Origin of the sequence: Bradyrhizobium canariense (assembly GCF_900105125.1) — a bacterium.
Classification (GTDB): domain Bacteria; phylum Pseudomonadota; class Alphaproteobacteria; order Rhizobiales; family Xanthobacteraceae; genus Bradyrhizobium; species Bradyrhizobium canariense_A.
The window spans coordinates 4,907,587-4,925,533 of record NZ_LT629750.1; the positions used below are offsets into that span (position 1 = coordinate 4,907,587).

Sequence of the window (17,947 nt, forward strand, 5' to 3'; positions counted from 1 at the left end):
GGATGAGGGAGAACCTGCATCGGTTCTTTCGCGCGGCGCGGGGAGCGGGCGTCCGGGTCTCGCCCGCCGAAAGCATCGACGCGATGCGCGCCGTGGCCAATGTCGGATTTTACGATCGCGGCATCCTGCGCGACACGCTCCTGCTGACGCTGGCCAAGACGCAGGACGAAAAGAAGGCGCTTGGTGAGTGCTTCGATCTGTTCTTCGATCATCCGGAGCCGTCGCAGGCCGCACCCGAGAATGGCGAAGGCACAGACCAGTCCGAACCAGCGGAGACTGGAGCAGCCGAAGGCGCAGGCCGTCAATCGACGGACAGCCTCGGCCCGCTCGCGCAGATGTTGCTGTCGCAGGATCGCTCGGAGATCGCAGCGGCGATCGCAAATGCATCGAGTGCGGCTGCCTTGTCCGACATCAGGTATTTCACCCAGCGCGGGATATTCTCCGGTCGCATTCTCGATGCGATGGGTATTCAACGCCTGCGCGACGATATCGACGACTTGTCGACGGCCAATCCCGCGTTGGCGGAGCGGCTGGCAGCGGCTCTCGAAGCGTTGCGCGAGACCGTTCGCGATACGGTTTCGCAAGCGTTGCTGCTCTATGGCCGCGAGGAAGCGGAAAACCTGCGCAACGAGATTTTGCGGAACGCGCCGCTATCCCGCATCGAGCCCCGGCAGGTCGAGCAGATGCGGCGCCTGATTCGTCAGATCGCGCGCCGGCTGCGCGAGCGCTACAGCAAGCCGCGTAAACGGCAGCGGCGCGGCCATCTCGACGTCCGCCGCACCATTCGCCGAAATGCGGCGTGGGGCGGCATCCCTTTCCTCACCGCCTGGAAGCGGCGGCGGCGTGACCGGCCGAAGATCGTTGCGCTCTGCGACGTCAGCGGCTCGGTGGCGCGCGTCTCCGATTTTTTCCTGCTGTTGATCCACAGCCTGCATGAAGTCGTATCCGACGTACGCTCCTTTGCGTTTTCCGGACATCTGATCGAGGTCAGCGACATCCTGGAATCCAAGACGCCGGAAGAGGCGATGCAGGAGATCATGTCCAAGGTCGGCTTCGGCTCGTCCGATTACGGCAACTCGTTCGCCGACTTCGAAAAGCAGTGGATGAGCGCGGTGACGCAGCAGACCACCGTCATCGTGCTCGGCGACGCGAGATCCAACAACCTCGATCCGCGCGCGGATATCCTTCGCCGCATCGCGGAGAGATCAAAGCGGGTTGTGTGGCTCAACCCCGAGGGACGGATGGCCTGGGGCTTTGGCGATTCCGAGATGCTGCGCTATTCGACGCTCTGCACCGTGGTGCGCCAATGCGCCACCGCGCAGCAGCTTGAGCGCGCGGTCTCGAACATCGTAGCGACGTATCAATAGGGACGAACGACTCCCATGATTGTCGTCCCCGCTTTCGCGAGGACGACGACAAATTTTTTCTTACGCGTCGATCGCATCCTTGATGCGCTTGCGCGTCAGCGGCAGGTTGCGCAACCGTTTGCCGGTGGCGTTGGCAATGGCGTTGGCGATCGATGCCGCGGCCGGTCCCTGCCCGGTCTCGCCACTGCCGAGGAAAGGCAGGCCAGGCCGATTGATGATGTGGACGTCGATGCTGTCGGGCACCGAATTGAACCGCAGGATCGGATAAGTCTGCCAGTCGATGCTGGTGATCCTGCGGTCGTCGAAGGTCACGCTTTCATACAGCGTCCAGCTCATCGACTGCATGATCGCGCCTTCGATCTGATTGGTCAGGCCATCCGGATTGACCATCTGGCCGCTGTCGACGGCCGCAACCGCGCGAACCAGACGGGGATGGCCGGTTTCGCTGTTGACTTCGATCTCGGTGGCGATGGCGCAATAGGCCGCCAGATTTTTGTAGCGCGCAAAGGCAAAACCATAGCCGCGACCGCGCGGCGCTTTCTGCTCCTTCCGCCAGCCAAAACCTTCCGCCGCCTTGGCGACGACCTCGCGTCCGCGCGGATCCTCCAGATGCTTCAGCCTGAATTCGACGGGATCGGCACCGGCCGCTACCGCGAGTTCATCCATGAAACTCTCGATCGAAAATACATTGTGATAGGCGCCAAGCCCCCGCATCGCGGAAATCCGCAATGGCATCTCCGGGATAAAGTGATGCACGACATGCGCGTTGGGGAATTTGTAGATCGGGATCGCATTGCGATCGCCGCCGCCCTCGGGCAATGGCAACGGCTTCGGCGGCGGCACGGCAAAGGGTTGCGCCATGTGCTGAGCAGCCAGCATCGATCCCGCGCCCCCGGGCCGCATCGAATGGGTGTTGCTCCAGACTTCGAAATTCCAGTCGGCGATCGCGCCGTCGGCATCGAGCGATGCCTTGAGCTTCGTCACCATCGCCGGGCCATACGGCTCCCAGCTATGCTCCTGCTCGCGCATCCATTGCACGCGGACCGGCACGCCCGGCAGTTCGCGCGCGATCAAGGCAGCATCAGCCGCGGCATCGTCGGCGCCGTTATGGCCGTAACATCCGGAACCTTCGGTGTGGATCAGGCGAACGCTTTGCAGCGGCACGCGCAGCATCTCGGCAATGCCCTGGCGGTCGGGATAAACGCCTTGAGTATGGGTCCAGACCGTCATGACACCGTCGACGGAATGCGCCACGGCGCAGGACGGTCCGATCGAGCCATGCGATTGATAGGGCCGTGTATAGGTGGCCTCCAAGGTCTTCTGGCTAACAGCGGATGGATTGCTCTGCTGGAAGATCGTCGAGTCCTGCGACGGCAGGCTGGTGAGAACATGCAGCAGATCGTCCTGCTTCGGCAGCTTCGCGGTCTCGTTCCACTGCGCTGCCGCCGACAGCGCACGCATCGCCTTGACCGCCTGAATTTCCTTTTTGGCGACGACGGCCAGAAAGTTGCCGTCGCGAACAACCTTGACGACCCCTGGCAATTTTTCAACCGCCGACAGGTCGCACTCCGTCAGTTGCGCGCCATAGCTCGGCGGCCGCACCACACGGGCGTGCACCATGCCGGGCAGGCGCATGTCCTGGACGTAAGCCGCGCCGCCGGTGACCTTGGCCGGGATATCGACGCGCGGCACCGGCTGGCCCATGATCTTGAAGGTCGCGGGATCCTTCAGCTTCGATTTTGGCTGTGCCTCCACGTGCAGCATGTCGCCCGAGACCAGTTCGCCATAGGTCAGACGCTGGCCATCCGGCGAGACCACGGCAGCATTCTCGGTTCGCAGATTTTCTTCCGGCACATCAAGGCGCCGCGCGGCCTCCGCCACCAGCAGCGCCCGCACCTGCGCGGCAGCATTCAGGATCGCGGTGCCGCTGTCCTGTGTCGAATGGCTGCCGGCGGTATAGCCTTCGTTGGCGGTGCGGCCCGTGTCGGCCGTGATGACGGTTAGCGACGCAAAGGGAACATCCAGCTGTTCGGCTGCAATCTGCTGGAACGCGGTCTTGAAACCCTGGCCGAGTTCGGCCTTGCCGGTGAAGGCCGTGATCTTGCCATCGGCATCGATACGGATCCAGGAATCCAGGAACGGCGTCTCCTTCAGACTGCCGGGAGGCTTCGGCGCCGCTGCCGCCGCTGGCAGGCTTTGATCTTCCGCGAAGGCGTTGGAGAGCGAGAAGCTGACGATGAGCGCGCCACCGCCCACAAGCACGCGGCGGCGATCGAGAATCACGGGCGCGTTCATGATGCTCTCCCTTGGAGTGTCTGGGACGCATCCGCGGTATCCATCAGCCTGGAGGCCCGGCGCACGGCGCGCAGAATCCGCATATGCGTTCCGCAGCGGCACAGATTAGGCTCCATCTCCGCGCGGATCTGCGCGTCGGTCGGCTTGGGATTTCTTTGCAGCAACGCCTGCGCCCGCATCATCATGCCGGCGATGCAGTAGCCACATTGCGCCGCCTGCTCTTCCATGAAGGCGCGCTGGATCGGCGCCGGCGCTTCGATCGTCCCCAGGCCCTCCAGCGTCGTCACCTGCTTGCCCTCGAGCAGAAGCAGCGGCGTCACGCAGGACAACACCGCCTTGCCGTCCACAATCACGGTGCACGACCCGCATTGACCAAGGCCGCAGCCGAATTTGGCGGCGTTGAGCTTGAGATCGTCGCGCAGCACGTAGAGTAGCGGCGTATCCGGATCGGCATCGATCTGGTGATCCTTACCATTGACCTTCAATGTCATCATGGCTTGTCTCGCTGCGTTGCGTCGGCCGGAGCATTGTACGGCCCCGGCGATGTCAGGAGAGATACGGTCTGCGTACGCCTTGCGTCCTCAACGGTCTTATCAACACCGGTCCACGCCGGTTGGTTGCTGAACCGGCCGCGCAGGAATTGCAACAACGCCACGATCTGCTCGTCGTTCATGCTATCGGCAAAACCCGGCATGATCGGGCTGCGCTCGCCTTCGACCGGGCGGACTCCCGATAGCACGATGTTGACGGCATTGCGCGGATCCGGGCTGCTCAGCGCAGTGCTCAGTCCTAGGTTGACGCCGCCATAGGGTAGCGCCCTGCCGGTCTCATGGCATGTCGCGCAGGCTGCCGCGTAGATGGATGCGCCGGCTGCGTTGGTCGCGGAAGCCTGCGTTGCGGTAACGCCTGCCGCCGGCACGACCGATATCTTGGCTTGCGCCAGTACGGCCTCGCCACGCTGTATGCGGTCCGGCGTCGGCGCGCCGAAAACGTCGGCCATATAGGTCGCGATCGCGTGCACGTCGCTTTCGCTGACCGAGGAGAGATTGCTGACCACTTCCGCCATCGGTCCCCGCGCCACGCCGTGATCGGGATGCCAGCCCTGGCGAAGATAGCTGAACAGCGCCTCCGTGTTCCACGGCACTGGTGACGGCGACTGCGAATTGATCGCATAAGCCTGCCAGTTGTCGACATCACCGCCGGCAAACTGGGCCTTGGGCTGCTCCGCGCCTAATACATTGCGCGGCGTATGACATGCGCTGCAATGCGCCAATCCGTCGACCAGATAGGCGCCGCGATTCCATTCCGCGCTCCTGGTGCTGTCAGGCTGATAGCTGCCGCGACGCAGGAACAATAATTTCCAGCCCGCGACCACAAAGCGCTGATCGAGCGGAAAGGAAAGCTGGTTCTCGCGGGCAGCAGCGTGAACCGACGGCCTTGTCATCAGAAACGCGTAGAGCGCCTGGTCATCCTCATCGCTGACATTGGTGAAATGATCGTAAGGAAAGGTCGGATAGAGATGCTGCCCATCGCGGTTGACGCCTGACCGCATGGCGCGGCGGAACGCAGCCTCCGGCCAGCGGCCGATCCCCGTCTCCGGATCGGGCGTGATGTTCGACGAATAGATCGTGCCGAACGGCGTCGGCACCGGAAGACCGCCGGCAAAGCTGTTACCGCCACGCACCGTATGACAATCGTTGCAATTGCCGATCGCCGCGAGATCGCGGCCGCGCTTGATCAGCGCCGGATCGAACGATTGCGGCGAAGGCGGCTCGATCGCGGCGATCGCCGGTCGCCACGCCACGGCAAAAGCCGCGGCCACGCCGGCAACCAGGATACCAATGATGATTCCTGCGATCGTTCGCGGTGAGCCCGCCATGCCCTGCGCTTGCCTGTGTTGTCGATGACCGGACTATGCTTAGCACATATCCCTTGTTATCAGCGTTGCCGCAAGGCGCCGATCACCGCCTGTTGACCTTGCTTCCGATACGGCGCGCTTTCGGCGGGTGTTCACCCCCGGGGACGGGACCCACTATACGGGAGCAGAAAAAATGACCGGGAGAAAACCATGAACCAGCCGTCCGGGCTGCCATTGTCGGGCATCACCGTCGTCTCGCTTGAGCAGGCCATCGCTGCGCCGCTTGCCAGCCGGCATCTGGCCGATTGGGGCGCGCGGGTGATCAAGATCGAACGGCCCGGCAAAGGCGATTTCTGCCGCGACTATGACTATGTGATGAACGGGATGTCGAGCCAGTTCGCCTGGACCAATCGCTCGAAGGAGAGCCTGGCGCTTGACGTGAAAAGCGCCGAAGGCAAGCGCGTGCTCGACGCCCTGCTGCCGCATGCGGACGTGTTCCTGCAAAATCTGGCGCCGGGCGCGGCGCAGCGGCTCGGCCTCGACGCCGCCACGCTCGTTGCGCGCTTCCCGCGGCTGATCGCCTGCGACATTTCCGGCTATGGCAGCGGCGGCCCGTACAGCCAGAAGAAAGCCTATGATTTGCTGGTGCAGTGCGAAGCCGGATTCCTGTCGGTCAACGGCACCCAGGAACAGCCCGCGAAATGCGGCATCGCCGTCGTCGATACCGCGACCGGCATGTACATTCTGAACGGCGTGCTGATGGCGCTGTTCAACCGCGAGCGCACCGGCAAGGGCATGGCATTCGAGGTCTCGTTGTTCGATTCCATGACCGAATGGATGAGCTATCCCGCCTATTACACCGAAGGCGCCGGCAAGCCATTGGTCCGCACCGGCACCCGGCACGCCACCATCGCGCCCTACGGGCCGTTTCGCACCGGCGACGGCGGCGTGGTGTTTTTCGGGATTCAAAATGAACGGGAATGGACCGCGCTCTGCGCTCAGGTCTTGGAGAACGCGGCGCTTGCGAGCGACCCGCGCTTTTGCACCAATCCGCAGCGCATGCAAAATCGCGATGCGCTGGAGGCCTTGATCGAGCAGCAGTTCGAGAAATTCTCCGCCGAACAGGTTGTGCAGCGCCTCGACAGCGCTGCCCTTGCGAACGCCAATATGAACACAGTCGAGGCGTTCCTGCGGCATCCGCAGCTTCATGCGCGCGACCGGGTCCGCAAGGTGGGATCGCCGAACGGACCTCTGACCAGCTTTCTGCCCGCGATCACCATTCCCGGCGTCACCCCCGTCATGGGCGATATTCCTGCCGTCGGAGCGCATACCGATACGATCCTTGCAGAGCTCGGCTTGAAGGAAACCGCCGCGACATGACCACCCAGCGATTGACGCGCACCTATCTCGCCGTACCGGCGCATCGCGCACGACTCGTGCAAAACGCGGCGGCCTCGTCTGCCGATGCCGTATTCATGGATCTCGAGGACGCGGTGCCTCCGGCCGAGAAGGCCGCCGCGCTGGACGCCGCCGCGGCCGCGCTCACCACCCACGACTGGGGCACCAAAACGGTCGCGGTGAGGCTCAATGCCATCGACAGCCCATCGATCCAAGCCGAAATCAAACGCCTCGGCGGTATCCGGAGGCTCGACGCTTTCATCATTCCGAAAGCGGAGGTGGTGGCCGACATCACGAAAATCAGCCGTTGGATCATGGACGCTGCCGGGCCGCGCGATGCGCCGGTCGAGATGGAATTGCTGATCGAAACCGCGCGCGGCCTGGTCAACGTGGAAGCGTTGGCTGCGGCGGACGGCTTGGTGACTGCGTTGCACCTCGGTGTTGGTGACTTTGCTGCATCGATCGGAGCCCGTAGCGCCGAAATCGGTGCGTCACCTGCCGGATACAGACATGTCGGCAACGCGGCGGAGGGGCATCCTCAGGTTCCGCTCGATCTGTTCGCCTATCCGATGATGCGTCTGCTGGTGGCGGCCCGCGCATTTGGCCTGCGTGCGATCGACGGACCTTGCGGCGCCTTCCGCGACGCCGTTGCAACCTCATCGACGGCCGTAAAGGCGGCCGCGATGGGATATGACGGCAAGCAGGTCATCCATCCAAGCCAGATCGAAGCCACGCGCGATGCGTTCGTGCCTTCCGCGGAGGAATTGGCCTATGCTGAGCGCGCGATCGCAGCGCTTGAGGAAGCGGAGCGAAACGGTCAGGGCGCTGTGACCGTCGACGGCAAGATGGTGGACCACGCCAACATCCGGATGGTGCGGCGCTTGATGAGCTTCAAGGGGCGAGATTAAGTAACCCGTCCGAGACCTGGATCAGGCGGCGGTCGCCGGTTGAAGCTGGCTGGCAATCATGCGTTCCAGCGTTTCGACCGATTGGAAATTCTCGGGCGTGATTTCCGATTGCGGGATCGTAAAATCGAACTCGGCTTCGACGCCAAGCATGAGATTGACCATATCCATCGAGGTCAACCCGACATCCACCAGCCGCGTCCGTGGACCAATTTCGGCGGTCATTGCATTCTGCTCGAGGATCGACTTGACGAGCGCAAGGATCCTGGTTTGAACGTCGACACTAAATTCCTGCATCTCAATTTTCCATCTTGCCGCACTGAAAACGCTTGTTTAGCGCCGGCACGCTTTGAGAAACAGTGACTCTCGTTTGACGCAAACCGTCATTTTGCTCTTAACGCTAATGACGGTTGCGCAAACGTTTACCAGACCTGAGGAATCCACGAACTGTTCCGCACGGTTGATTAGCGTTAATTTTGAAAGCAAGGCTGTTTACCCTGAATTTCATCGACGCATTTGAATTAAATCCATAGCCTTGCCTCGATCAGGCGCCGCTGGCGATCGATGTGACATCGGGCGTGGTGCTGGCTCTTCTGTTTCGCCCCGACAAAGCCTGGGAGGCATACCGTCCATGAATGTGCAGGAAACCAGGCTCCGCGACTCCGTTGCGGGCAGTGTCAGCGAACAAATCCTTCTTGATCAAAGCGCCTCGTTTTTAGAGCGAACGGCCGCCGTCGCGTCTGTCGCTGCGGCAGAAGCCGCCGATGTCGATCGCGAAGCGCGCTTTCCGAAAGCTGCCATCGACGCTGCGCGTCGGCAGAAACTTCTGGGAGCGCAGATTCCAACCGCATTCGGCGGCAACGGTGCGTCGATCTTCGACATCACCGACATGTGCTACACGCTGGGCCGCGCCTGCTCTTCCACGGCGATGATCTTTGCGATGCATCAGACCAAGGTTGCCTGCCTGGTTCGGCACGGAACCGGCAGCCCCTGGCACGAAGAGCTGATGCGCCGCGTGGCGACTGAGCAACTGCTTCTCGCCTCATCGACAACGGAAGGACAGAACGGCGGAAACATCCGTTCCAGCGCCGCAGCCGTCGGCCGAAACGAGGCGGGTATCTCGCTGGTGCGCAACGCAACCGTGATTTCGTACGGCGCGCAGGCCGACGGCATCGTCACGATCGCCCGCCGCACCGACGACGCCGCTGCATCCGATCAGGTCCTGGTGGCCTTCACCAAGGACAACTACACGCTCGAACGCAGTCTCGAATGGGAGACGCTCGGCATGCGCGGCACGTGCAGCGCGGGCTTCGAACTGAAGGCGACGGGCTCATCCAATCAGATCTTCCCTGAAGCCTATGACAAGATTCACGCGCAGACGATGACGCCCGTCGCCCATCTGTGCTGGTCATCGGTCTGGGCTGGTATCGCCGCGGCGGCCGTCGATCGCGCTCAATTATTCATTCGCAAGGCGGCCCGCGGAGCCGGCGGCCAGATGCCGCCCGGCGCTGCGCACTTTACCTCGGCCAAGATGACGCTGACGAAACTGCGCGCCTTGATTACCTCGACGCTCGACACCTACGCCAACCACGAACATGACGAGCGAGCGCTCTCTTCGCTCGACTTCCAGTCTTCGATCAATCTGCTCAAAGTGGAAGCCTCCGAGCTTGCGGTCACGACCGTGATGCACGCGATGCGCGCCTGCGGCCTGGCGGGATATCGCAACGACGGCGAATTCAGCGTCGGCCGTCTGCTCCGCGATGTCCTTTCATCGCCGCTGATGATCAACAACGACCGGATCCTCACCAACATCGCGACCGCAAGCCTGATGAGCGCCGTGCCCGCGACCTTGCGCGACTGAGCCGAAACCGTCGTACCCAGGAAGCCTGACCATGAACATAACCATCCGGACGATTCCATCGGAGACCGCACAGCAAGCTGCTGATCCCCTGGATCACCTCGCCGACGTCCTATTCCACAAGATGGGCACCGACGGCGTCTATGCCCGTACCGCGCTGTACGAAGACATGGTCGAACGGCTCGCCGCGCTGATCACACGACATCGCGAGCCCGACACCGAAGTGATGCGCTTTCCGCCAGTCATGAACCGCGGCCAGCTTGAGAAATCCGGCTATCTGAAGAGCTTTCCCAATCTGCTCGGCTGCGTCTGCGGGCTCCACGGCACGGAGCGCGAGATTCATTCCGCTGTCAGCCGCTTCGACGCCGGCGGCGACTGGACGACGTCGCTCTCCCCTGCAGATCTCGTGCTTTCGCCGGCGGCCTGTTATCCGGTCTATCCAATCGCTGCGGCCCGGGGCCCGCTGCCATCGGGCGGCTTGCGGTTTGACGTCGCTGCCGATTGTTTCCGCCGCGAACCGTCGCGCCATCTCGACCGGCTGCAATCGTTCCGGATGCGGGAATATGTCTGCATTGGCAATCCTGACGACGTTTCCGACTTCCGCGAACGCTGGATGGTACGCGCGCAGGCGATTGCGCGCGATCTCGGCCTGACCTTCCGGGTGGATTACGCCAGCGATCCGTTCTTTGGCCGCGTCGGTCAGATGAAGGCGGTCAGCCAGAAGCAGCAATCCCTGAAATTCGAACTGCTGGTGCCGCTGCGTTCCGAAGAGCAGCCGACCGCCTGCATGAGCTTCAATTATCACCGCGATCATTTCGGCACGACCTGGGGCATCACCGATGCCAACGGCGAGCCCGCGCATACCGGCTGCGTGGCATTCGGCATGGATCGTCTCGCCGTGGCCATGTTCCACACCCACGGAACAGATGTCGCCAAATGGCCGGCCGACCTGCGCAAGTTGCTCGGCCTTGCGCCGTGACGCATGGAAGTGGCTGGTAGACGATCGTGTCCAAACAACAAATCCGATGCCGGGAGATCGCCGAGACCGATATCGATACGGTCGCGGAGCTTTTGACGCGCGGATTCGTTGGCCGATCGCGCGAATACTGGACGCAAGGGTTGCGCCGTCAGGCCGCGCGCGAGGTGCCCAAAGGCTACCCACGCTTCGGCTACATGCTCGATCATGGCGGGCTGCCGGTCGGCGTGCTCTTGCTGCTGTACACGACCAGGACGGACAACGTCGAGACGACGATCTATTGCAATCTGTCAAGCTGGTATGTGGAACCGGCGTTTCGAAATTACGCCCCGCTGCTGACCAAGATCGCGCAGAAGTACAAGGAAGTTACCTACATCAATATCAGTCCCGCGACGTGGACCTGGCCCATCATCGAGACACAGGGCTTCAATTCCTATTGCAGCGGATTGTTCTTCTCCATTCCGGCGCTGTCACTCGTCAGGCCGGGCATGACCATCGAGACCATCTCGCCCGATGCGACAGCGATCGAAGGCCTGGCCGCATCCGACGTCGAGTTGCTGACCCGGCACGCACGATATGGCTGCCTCAGCCTGGTATGTCGCACGGCCGGCGGCGACGCCTTGCCTTTCATCCTGCAGCCGGTGCGCATCCGTAAAGGATGGATTGCGCCGCCGGCGATGCAGCTGATTTATTGCCGAGATATCGCCGAATATGTCCAATGCGCCGGCGCCATCGGGCGGCTTCTCATCCCACGCGGCAAGATCTCTGTCATTCTCGACGCCAACGGCCGCGTCCCCGGCCTCGTCGGCATCTACACCAAATGGCGCGGCCGCAAATACTTCAAGGGCCCTCATCGGCCCCGTCTTGCTGATCTGACCGACACCGAGCTCGTGCTGTACGGCCCGTAGGGTTCAGGCGTGGGCAAAGTCCCAGTAAAGTTTCCGCGCCCGATGGTAGAACGGCCCCGGTTGCAACGACCGGTCGTCAATCCGGATCACCGGCGCGACCTTGGCGAAATTTCCGCTTGAGAAGATTTCATCGGCCCGCTGGAAATCGGCGTAGCTCAGGGTCGTTTCGACGACCTTGACGCCGTCAGCGCGCAGCAACGCGATCACCCGCTGCCGCGTGATGCCGTTCAGAAATGTCCCGTTCGGCGCCGGCGTATAGACGACGCCACCTTTCGCCATGAAGACGTTCGAATTGCCGAATTCGGCGACATTGCCTAGCATGTCCAGCATGAGACAATTGGTGAAGCCGCGCGTCTGCGCCTCGATCAGCGCGCGGGAATTGTTGGGATAGAGGCACGCCGCTTTGGCATCGACCGGCGCGCTCTCCATGGTCGGCCGGCGGAAAGGCGACAGCGTGATCGACGCGCCAGTCGGCTGCGGCATCGGCGCTACATAGATACAGAGACACCAGTTTGTCGTCTCGGCATCGAACAGCACGCCGCCGCCGCTGCCATTCTGAGCCCAGTACATCGGGCGGATGTAAAGTTCGGCATTGGCATCGAAGCGGGCAATTCCCTCGCGTGCGAGCCCAAGCCAGGTTTCAGCATCGACAACGGGCTTCAGCTTGAAATTGACCGCGGACTGATTGACCCGCGCGCAATGCCGGTCGAGATCCGGCGTCACACCTTCGAAAGCGCGCGCGCCGTCGAAAACGGTCGATCCGAGCCAGGCTGCATGCGTGCGGGGTCCCATGATCGGCACATTGCCTTCATGCCACGCGCCTTCAAAAAACGTCCAAGTCTGGGAAAAATTGACCGGTGCTATCGTCTGCGCCATTTTTGCTATCCACGCTGTGGTCCTGCGGAACCGCACGCAGCGGCGCTATTATCATCAGAATTACTAAGGATTTCGTTGCGGAGATCGAGCGACGAACTGACGAGCGTCGAGTACACAATTTGTTAGTCATAACCGTGCCGTGCACGGCGTCAAAATACGATACGGCGTCCGATATCCTTTGATTCAAATTTTAATCAACTCCCGGCTCTCCATTAGGGTTATTTCATCAATCTCTTCGTGAATTATTGCCGGGCTTATGACTCCTCTCTAAAAACAATGCGGGGCGAATAAGACGCATATTGAAATGCGCAACGCCAACGCGAGGTGCACGATGCGCAACGAAACCATTGCAATTCACGCCGGCTACGACCCCGATCCAACAACCAAATCCGTTGCCGTTCCAATCTACCAGACGGTCGCCTACGCCTTTGACAGCGCCGATCACGGCGCCGCTCTGTTCAACCTTGAGGCGGAAGGTTTTCGTTACAGCCGAATTGCAAATCCAACCACGTCGGTGCTTGAAAAACGCATCACTGAGCTGGAAGGCGGCGTCGGTGCGCTCGCGGTCGCCAGCGGCCAGGCTGCGCTGCACTATGCTTTCGTTAACGTAGCCGATACCGGCGGAAACATCGTCTCCGTTCCACAACTCTATGGAACAACGCACACCCTACTCTCGTATATTCTGCCACGGCAAGGCATCAAGGCCCGCTTTGCCGATAGCGATAAGGCCGACGCGATCGAGCGACTGATCGACGAGGATACCAAGGCCGTATTTTCGGAAACGATCGGCAATCCGGCCGGCAATATCTGCGACATCGAAGCGCTTGCGAAAGTCGCGCACCGGCATGGCGTGCCACTTATCGTCGACAACACCGTCGCAACGCCGATCCTGCTGAAGCCCTTCGATTACGGCGCCGATATTGCCGTTCACTCGCTGACCAAGTTTCTCGGCGGCCACGGCACGACGCTCGGCGGCGCCATCGTCGACAGCGGTCGCTTTCCGTGGGCCGAGCATGCGAGCCGCTTCCCGGCCTTCAATGAACCCGACGAGTCCTATCACGGTCTTGTCTATGCCAAGCAATTCGGCACCAGCGCCTATATTCAACGAGCACGTAGCGTCTACCAGCGAACGATGGGATCCGTTCTTTCACCCTTCAACGCCTTTCTGCTGCTGCAGGGGATCGAAACGGTGGCGTTGCGCGTCGAGCGCCATGTCGAGAACGCGCGCAAGGTTGCGGAATTCCTGCGCAACGATCCTCGCGTCGCGTGGGTGAATTATGCCGGTTTTACCGACAGCCCCTATTATGAACTCGTCCAGAAATACCTGAACGGCCAGGCCTCGTCGCTCTTCACCTTCGGCATCAAGGGCGGTCTTGAAGCCGGAAAAAGCTTCTATGATTCACTGAAGCTGATCACGCGGCTCGTCAATATCGGCGACGCGAAATCACTGGCCTGCCATCCGGCCTCGACCACGCATCGCCAGATGTCGCCCGAACAGCAGCGCACGGCCGGCGTTCTGCCGGAAACGATCCGGCTTTCGATCGGCATCGAGCATAGCGCCGATATTATTGAGGATATCGATCAGGCACTCGCTCAGGCCTGTTCACAGCGTCAGCGGCTTGAAGCCGCGGAATAGATCGGCCGGGACCTGGCATGACAGTGCTGTTCGACAAACATCGGCCCATCATCAGTCCCGCGCTGGCACCCACGCAGCTGCGCGAGGTCGATGAATTCCGGAATCACCAAAAAGAGGCTGATGCCGTACTCACCATCGGCCTGATCAACAACATGCCGGACTCCGCGCTGCAGGCGACCGAGCGCCAGTTCACGCGCCTGCTGCAGGCAGCCGCAGGAAACAGCCACATCCATTTCCATTGCTTTTCGCTGCCCTCCGTGAAGCGGTCGCAGCAGGCAAAGCAACTGATGCACGGACGCTACAGGGACATCGCCGATCTCGATCGCCTGCACATCGATGGGCTGATCGTAACTGGCGCCGAGCCGAACGCGGCGATCCTCCCCGAGGAGCCGTTCTGGCAAGACCTCACCGGGATCATCGACTGGGCGGAAGCCAACACGCGTTCGACGATCTGGTCATGCCTTGCAGCGCACGCCGCGGTGCTGCATCTCGACGGGATCAAGCGCCAACGGCTCGATGCAAAATGCTCAGGCGTTTACGACTGCTTCAAGGTCGCCAATGATGGGCTGACGAAGGATATCACGTCGCCGCTCAGGGTCGCACATTCGCGCCTCAATGCGCTGCGCAAGAGCGATTTGACGGCGAGCGGATATCAACTGCTGACCGAATCTCCGGAAGCCGGCGTCGACATCTTCGTCAAGCAGCTGCGCAGCCGCTTTGTCTTCTTCCAGGGCCATCCGGAATACGACGCGTTGTCGCTGCAACGGGAATATCTGCGCGACATCACCCGGTATCTCGCGCGTCAGCGGGATAAATTTCCAACCGTGCCCGCAAATTATTTTGACACAGAGACCGAACGAAAACTTGCCAATTATCAGAAGCGCGCCATGGCTGAGCGACAAATTCCGCTAAGTGTCGAGCTTCCAAAACTCACGCTTCGTCCGGATCTTGCAATCAGCGCGGCGGCATCGACGATCTTCCGGAATTGGCTCGAATATCTCTCCGAGGGCGTCGAACCCGTGGCTGAAACTACGCATCCTCGATAGAGAGCCGCTTATTATGTCCCCGCTGTGGTCATCATTAAAGGCGCGCGTGAGCAACCGGCTCGCGCGGCATCTGTGCGCCACGCCGCACCGATTGCTCAATACGCAGCCGATGGTCAGCTTTACCTTCGATGACGCCCCCGTCAGCGCGGCGACAACCGGCGCCGGTATGCTTGAGGAGCACAGCGCGCGCGGGACGTTCTATGTATCCGGCGGGCTTGCGGATAGCTGGTCCGGCAACTGGACCGCTATCGGCGCCGAGCACATTGTCAGCCTGCACCGCAGGGGACATGAAATCGCCTGCCACACGTTTTCGCACACGCGCGCCACCGACCTTACCGCGGCAACGATGGCAGCGGAGATTGAGAGCAATCGCCGCTACCTGCTGGCGCTGGACCCATCCATCAAGATCGAGAATTTTGCCTATCCCTACGGCACGGGCTCCGTCTGGCGTAAGGGTCAGCTCGGAAAAATCTTTCGTTCATCGCGCGGCATCCTTCCCGGTGTCAACAGCGACACCGTGGATCTGCAATATCTGCGCGCCATGCCACTGATCGACGGTCAGGTCGACCATGACAGCATCGAACGCGCATTCGACGAAGCTATCGACAGGAAGGGCTGGGTCATTTTCTATAGTCACGACGTCGCGACCAAGCCGAGCCTTTACGGATGCTCACCTTCACTGCTGCGCCATGCCCTGGAGGCGGCGTCGCGCCGCAAAATCCACAATCTGAGCATTGCCGACGCGCTGCGGGCGGCTGGCGTCTGAACGCCTTTACCGGCATAAAGCCGTCGTTCGAGGGCCTGCACGAATATTTCGCTCCAATCCGATTTGAAAGTGAATAGGCGTGACGGCCCGAATCAGGAATAGACCTGAAGCGTGGCCAACCTCACTCCCAACGCGCTCTCCCTGCTGAATTCCGTGTTCGGCCTGCCGGCCTTTCGGGGCGAGCAGGAAGAAATCGTCAGGCATGTCACCGATGGCGGCAACTGCCTGGTGCTGATGCCGACCGGCGGCGGCAAGTCGTTGTGCTATCAACTGCCATCACTGTTGCGCGGGGGCTGCGGCATCGTGGTCTCGCCGCTGATCGCGCTGATGCGCGATCAAGTGGCGGGCCTGCTTGAGGCCGGCGTCAAGGCCGCGGTCTTGAATTCGACGCTATCGCGGGACGAGGCCGAAGCGGTCGAGCAGCGGCTGCTCGCCGGTGATCTTGACCTGCTCTATGTCGCGCCGGAACGGCTGCTGACGCCGCGCTGCCTTGCCCTGCTCGGCCGCGCCAGGATCGCCTTGTTTGCGATCGACGAAGCGCATTGCGTATCGCAATGGGGCCATGACTTCCGCCCGGAATATATCGGCCTGTCCGTCATATCCGAGCGTTTTCCAAACGTTCCGCGCATCGCGCTGACCGCGACGGCCGACGAATTGACGCGCCAGGAGATCACCGATCGCCTCGGGCTTGCTAATGCCCCGCGCTTCGTCGCGAGCTTCGATCGGCCGAACATCAAATATGAGATCGTCGGCAAGCAAAACGCGCAGACACAGCTCAAGGCCTTCATCACTGAGCGCCACGCCGGCGACGCCGGGGTCGTCTATTGCCTGTCACGCGCCAAGGTCGAGGACACTGCCGCCGCGCTGACCAGAGCCGGCGTGCCGGCGCTGCCCTATCATGCCGGCCTCGACGCCCGCCTGCGCGCGCGCCATCAGGATCGCTTCATCAATGAGGACGGCATCGTGATCGTCGCCACGATCGCGTTCGGCATGGGCATCGACAAGCCCGATGTGCGGTTCGTCGCGCATCTCGATTTACCGAAGAGCATCGAGGCCTATTATCAGGAAACCGGGCGTGCAGGACGCGACGGCAAGCCCTCCAGCGCCTGGATGGCTTATGGCCTGTCGGATATCGTGCAGCAACGCCGCATGATCGAGGAGTCCGACGGCACCGAGGCGTTCAAGCGTGTCTCGATCGGCAAGCTCAACGCCCTTGTCAGTCTGGCCGAAACCACGGACTGCCGGCGAAGCCGCCTGCTCGGATATTTTGGCGAGACCTCGAACGCCAAATGCGGCAATTGCGACAATTGCCTGTCGCCACCGCTGGTTCGCGACGGCAAAGTCATTGCGCAGAAACTATTATCCTGCGCCTATCGCACCGGGCAGCGTTTCGGCGCGATGCATCTGATCGATGTTCTGATCGGCCGTACGACGGAACGCGTCACGCAGTTTGGACACGACAAACTGTCGGTGTTTGGAATAGGCCGCGAACTGAACGAAAAGCAGTGGCGTTCCGCGCTGCGCCAACTGGTGGCAATGGGCCATCTTCAGTCCGACAACGAAGCCTTTGGTGCGCTGAAGCTGACCGACTCGGCGCGCGGCGTGCTGAAGGGCGAGACCGCGGTATCACTCCGAGAAGAACCCGCAAACCTGCGCAACCGCGCCAGCCGAACCAAATCGAGGCGCGGCGATATTGCTTCCGATGCGGCCCCTCCCGGTGACGCTGGCGATATGGCTCTGCTCGGCAGGCTGAGGGCGTGGCGTTCCGAAGTGGCGCGCAAGCATGGCGTCCCGGCCTATGTCGTGCTGCATGATGCCACGATCGACGGCATCGCATCGTCACGTCCGAGGACACCAGATGCGCTCCGCGGCATCCCCGGTATCGGCGACAAGAAGCTCGAACGCTATGGGCGTGACCTGATCGCGCTGGTGAACGCCGCGGAAGGCTGACCGACCCGGATTGTTCGGAATTACCGGTGCATTCAAGGGCTAATTCATGGGCAACGATTGCCCTGTTCGGTCGCAATTAAGGTTTCGCTAACCGAAATTCCCAAGGGT

15 protein-coding genes are annotated in these 17,947 nt (G+C 61.6%); 10 read left to right on the top strand and 5 right to left on the bottom strand.

Translation table 11 applies throughout. From position 1 onward, the window contains the following. Positions 1–2: 2 nt before the first annotated feature. On the top strand, positions 3–1,367 hold the full coding sequence (locus tag BLV09_RS23345; protein ID WP_146689059.1) for a vWA domain-containing protein: 1,365 nt from the start codon (positions 3–5) through the stop codon (positions 1,365–1,367). A gap of 60 nt (positions 1,368–1,427) precedes the next feature. Here BLV09_RS23345 and BLV09_RS23350 read toward each other — a convergent pair whose 3' ends face one another. From BLV09_RS23350 to BLV09_RS23360, 3 genes are read right to left on the bottom strand one after another with little or no spacing between them, the layout of a single operon-like run. Continuing rightward, a complete protein-coding gene (locus BLV09_RS23350; RefSeq protein WP_146689060.1) occupies positions 1,428–3,662 on the bottom strand; it encodes a xanthine dehydrogenase family protein molybdopterin-binding subunit in 2,235 nt (744 codons plus the stop codon). Continuing rightward, the gene (locus BLV09_RS23355) at positions 3,659–4,156 is read right to left on the bottom strand and encodes a (2Fe-2S)-binding protein (protein WP_146689061.1); all 498 of its coding nucleotides are present in this window, start codon (positions 4,154–4,156) and stop codon (positions 3,659–3,661) included. The genes BLV09_RS23350 and BLV09_RS23355 overlap by 4 nt, the downstream gene beginning before the upstream one ends. Continuing rightward, positions 4,153–5,541, bottom strand: coding sequence for a cytochrome c (locus BLV09_RS23360; protein WP_146689062.1), 1,389 nt, complete (start codon positions 5,539–5,541; stop codon positions 4,153–4,155). The genes BLV09_RS23355 and BLV09_RS23360 overlap by 4 nt, the downstream gene beginning before the upstream one ends. 189 nt (positions 5,542–5,730) lie before the next feature. On the opposite strand from BLV09_RS23360, the gene BLV09_RS23365 reads away from it, so the two are divergent. Beyond that, the gene (locus tag BLV09_RS23365; protein ID WP_146689063.1) at positions 5,731–6,900 is read left to right on the top strand and encodes a CaiB/BaiF CoA transferase family protein; all 1,170 of its coding nucleotides are present in this window, start codon (positions 5,731–5,733) and stop codon (positions 6,898–6,900) included. Then, entirely contained in the window at positions 6,897–7,826 is a 930-nt protein-coding gene (locus BLV09_RS23370; RefSeq protein ID WP_146689064.1) for an HpcH/HpaI aldolase/citrate lyase family protein, read from the top strand. Before BLV09_RS23365 ends, BLV09_RS23370 begins: the two co-directional genes overlap by 4 nt. A 21-nt stretch (positions 7,827–7,847) precedes the next feature. Here the strand turns inward: BLV09_RS23370 and BLV09_RS23375 are convergent, their stop codons facing one another. Continuing rightward, positions 7,848–8,120 carry a phosphopantetheine-binding protein gene (locus tag BLV09_RS23375; RefSeq protein ID WP_100384656.1) on the bottom strand — a complete coding sequence of 91 codons (273 nt, stop codon included), beginning with the start codon at positions 8,118–8,120 and terminating at the stop codon, positions 7,848–7,850. A 334-nt stretch (positions 8,121–8,454) separates the two neighbouring features. On the opposite strand from BLV09_RS23375, the gene BLV09_RS23380 reads away from it, so the two are divergent. From BLV09_RS23380 to BLV09_RS23390, 3 genes are read left to right on the top strand one after another with little or no spacing between them, the layout of a single operon-like run. Continuing rightward, positions 8,455–9,684: an acyl-CoA dehydrogenase family protein gene (locus tag BLV09_RS23380; RefSeq protein WP_146689065.1), complete on the top strand. Its 1,230-nt coding sequence runs from the start codon at positions 8,455–8,457 to the stop codon at positions 9,682–9,684. Between the two features lie 31 nt (positions 9,685–9,715). Further along, positions 9,716–10,660: an amino acid--[acyl-carrier-protein] ligase gene (locus BLV09_RS23385; RefSeq protein ID WP_146689066.1), complete on the top strand. Its 945-nt coding sequence runs from the start codon at positions 9,716–9,718 to the stop codon at positions 10,658–10,660. Between the two features lie 26 nt (positions 10,661–10,686). Beyond that, the gene (locus tag BLV09_RS23390) at positions 10,687–11,565 is read left to right on the top strand and encodes an acyl-CoA acyltransferase (RefSeq protein ID WP_146689067.1); all 879 of its coding nucleotides are present in this window, start codon (positions 10,687–10,689) and stop codon (positions 11,563–11,565) included. Between the two features lie 3 nt (positions 11,566–11,568). Here BLV09_RS23390 and BLV09_RS23395 read toward each other — a convergent pair whose 3' ends face one another. Beyond that, on the bottom strand, positions 11,569–12,441 hold the full coding sequence (locus tag BLV09_RS23395; RefSeq protein ID WP_146689068.1) for a branched-chain amino acid aminotransferase: 873 nt from the start codon (positions 12,439–12,441) through the stop codon (positions 11,569–11,571). 331 nt (positions 12,442–12,772) lie between these two features. On the opposite strand from BLV09_RS23395, the gene BLV09_RS23400 reads away from it, so the two are divergent. The 4 genes from BLV09_RS23400 (at position 12,773) to recQ (ending at position 17,839) form a co-directional block, all read left to right on the top strand. Continuing rightward, on the top strand, positions 12,773–14,077 hold the full coding sequence (locus BLV09_RS23400; RefSeq protein ID WP_146689069.1) for an O-acetylhomoserine aminocarboxypropyltransferase/cysteine synthase family protein: 1,305 nt from the start codon (positions 12,773–12,775) through the stop codon (positions 14,075–14,077). Between the two features lie 17 nt (positions 14,078–14,094). Then, positions 14,095–15,123, top strand: a complete 1,029-nt coding sequence (gene metA, locus BLV09_RS23405) for a homoserine O-succinyltransferase MetA (RefSeq protein WP_146689070.1) — start codon at positions 14,095–14,097, stop codon at positions 15,121–15,123. Between the two features lie 46 nt (positions 15,124–15,169). Beyond that, positions 15,170–15,889 (top strand): polysaccharide deacetylase family protein, encoded by a 720-nt coding sequence (locus BLV09_RS23410; protein ID WP_244548797.1) that lies wholly within the window; start codon positions 15,170–15,172, stop codon positions 15,887–15,889. A 111-nt stretch (positions 15,890–16,000) separates the two neighbouring features. Continuing rightward, positions 16,001–17,839 carry a DNA helicase RecQ gene (recQ, locus tag BLV09_RS23415; RefSeq protein WP_146689072.1) on the top strand — a complete coding sequence of 613 codons (1,839 nt, stop codon included), beginning with the start codon at positions 16,001–16,003 and terminating at the stop codon, positions 17,837–17,839. Positions 17,840–17,947: the final 108 nt, after the last annotated feature.

What these genes read in the sequence shown, in the direction of transcription:
- BLV09_RS23395 (WP_146689068.1), bottom strand. Translation starts at nt 12,441, where the DNA reads ATGGCGCAGACGATAGCACCGGTCAATTTTTCCCAGACTTGGACGTTT.
- BLV09_RS23380 (WP_146689065.1), top strand. Translation starts at nt 8,455, where the DNA reads ATGAATGTGCAGGAAACCAGGCTCCGCGACTCCGTTGCGGGCAGTGTC.
- BLV09_RS23385 (WP_146689066.1), top strand. Translation starts at nt 9,716, where the DNA reads ATGAACATAACCATCCGGACGATTCCATCGGAGACCGCACAGCAAGCT.
- metA (WP_146689070.1), top strand. Translation starts at nt 14,095, where the DNA reads ATGACAGTGCTGTTCGACAAACATCGGCCCATCATCAGTCCCGCGCTG.
- BLV09_RS23375 (WP_100384656.1), bottom strand. Translation starts at nt 8,120, where the DNA reads ATGCAGGAATTTAGTGTCGACGTTCAAACCAGGATCCTTGCGCTCGTC.
- BLV09_RS23400 (WP_146689069.1), top strand. Translation starts at nt 12,773, where the DNA reads ATGCGCAACGAAACCATTGCAATTCACGCCGGCTACGACCCCGATCCA.
- BLV09_RS23365 (WP_146689063.1), top strand. Translation starts at nt 5,731, where the DNA reads ATGAACCAGCCGTCCGGGCTGCCATTGTCGGGCATCACCGTCGTCTCG.
- BLV09_RS23345 (WP_146689059.1), top strand. Translation starts at nt 3, where the DNA reads ATGAGGGAGAACCTGCATCGGTTCTTTCGCGCGGCGCGGGGAGCGGGC.
- BLV09_RS23370 (WP_146689064.1), top strand. Translation starts at nt 6,897, where the DNA reads ATGACCACCCAGCGATTGACGCGCACCTATCTCGCCGTACCGGCGCAT.
- BLV09_RS23355 (WP_146689061.1), bottom strand. Translation starts at nt 4,156, where the DNA reads ATGATGACATTGAAGGTCAATGGTAAGGATCACCAGATCGATGCCGAT.
- BLV09_RS23360 (WP_146689062.1), bottom strand. Translation starts at nt 5,541, where the DNA reads ATGGCGGGCTCACCGCGAACGATCGCAGGAATCATCATTGGTATCCTG.
- BLV09_RS23350 (WP_146689060.1), bottom strand. Translation starts at nt 3,662, where the DNA reads ATGAACGCGCCCGTGATTCTCGATCGCCGCCGCGTGCTTGTGGGCGGT.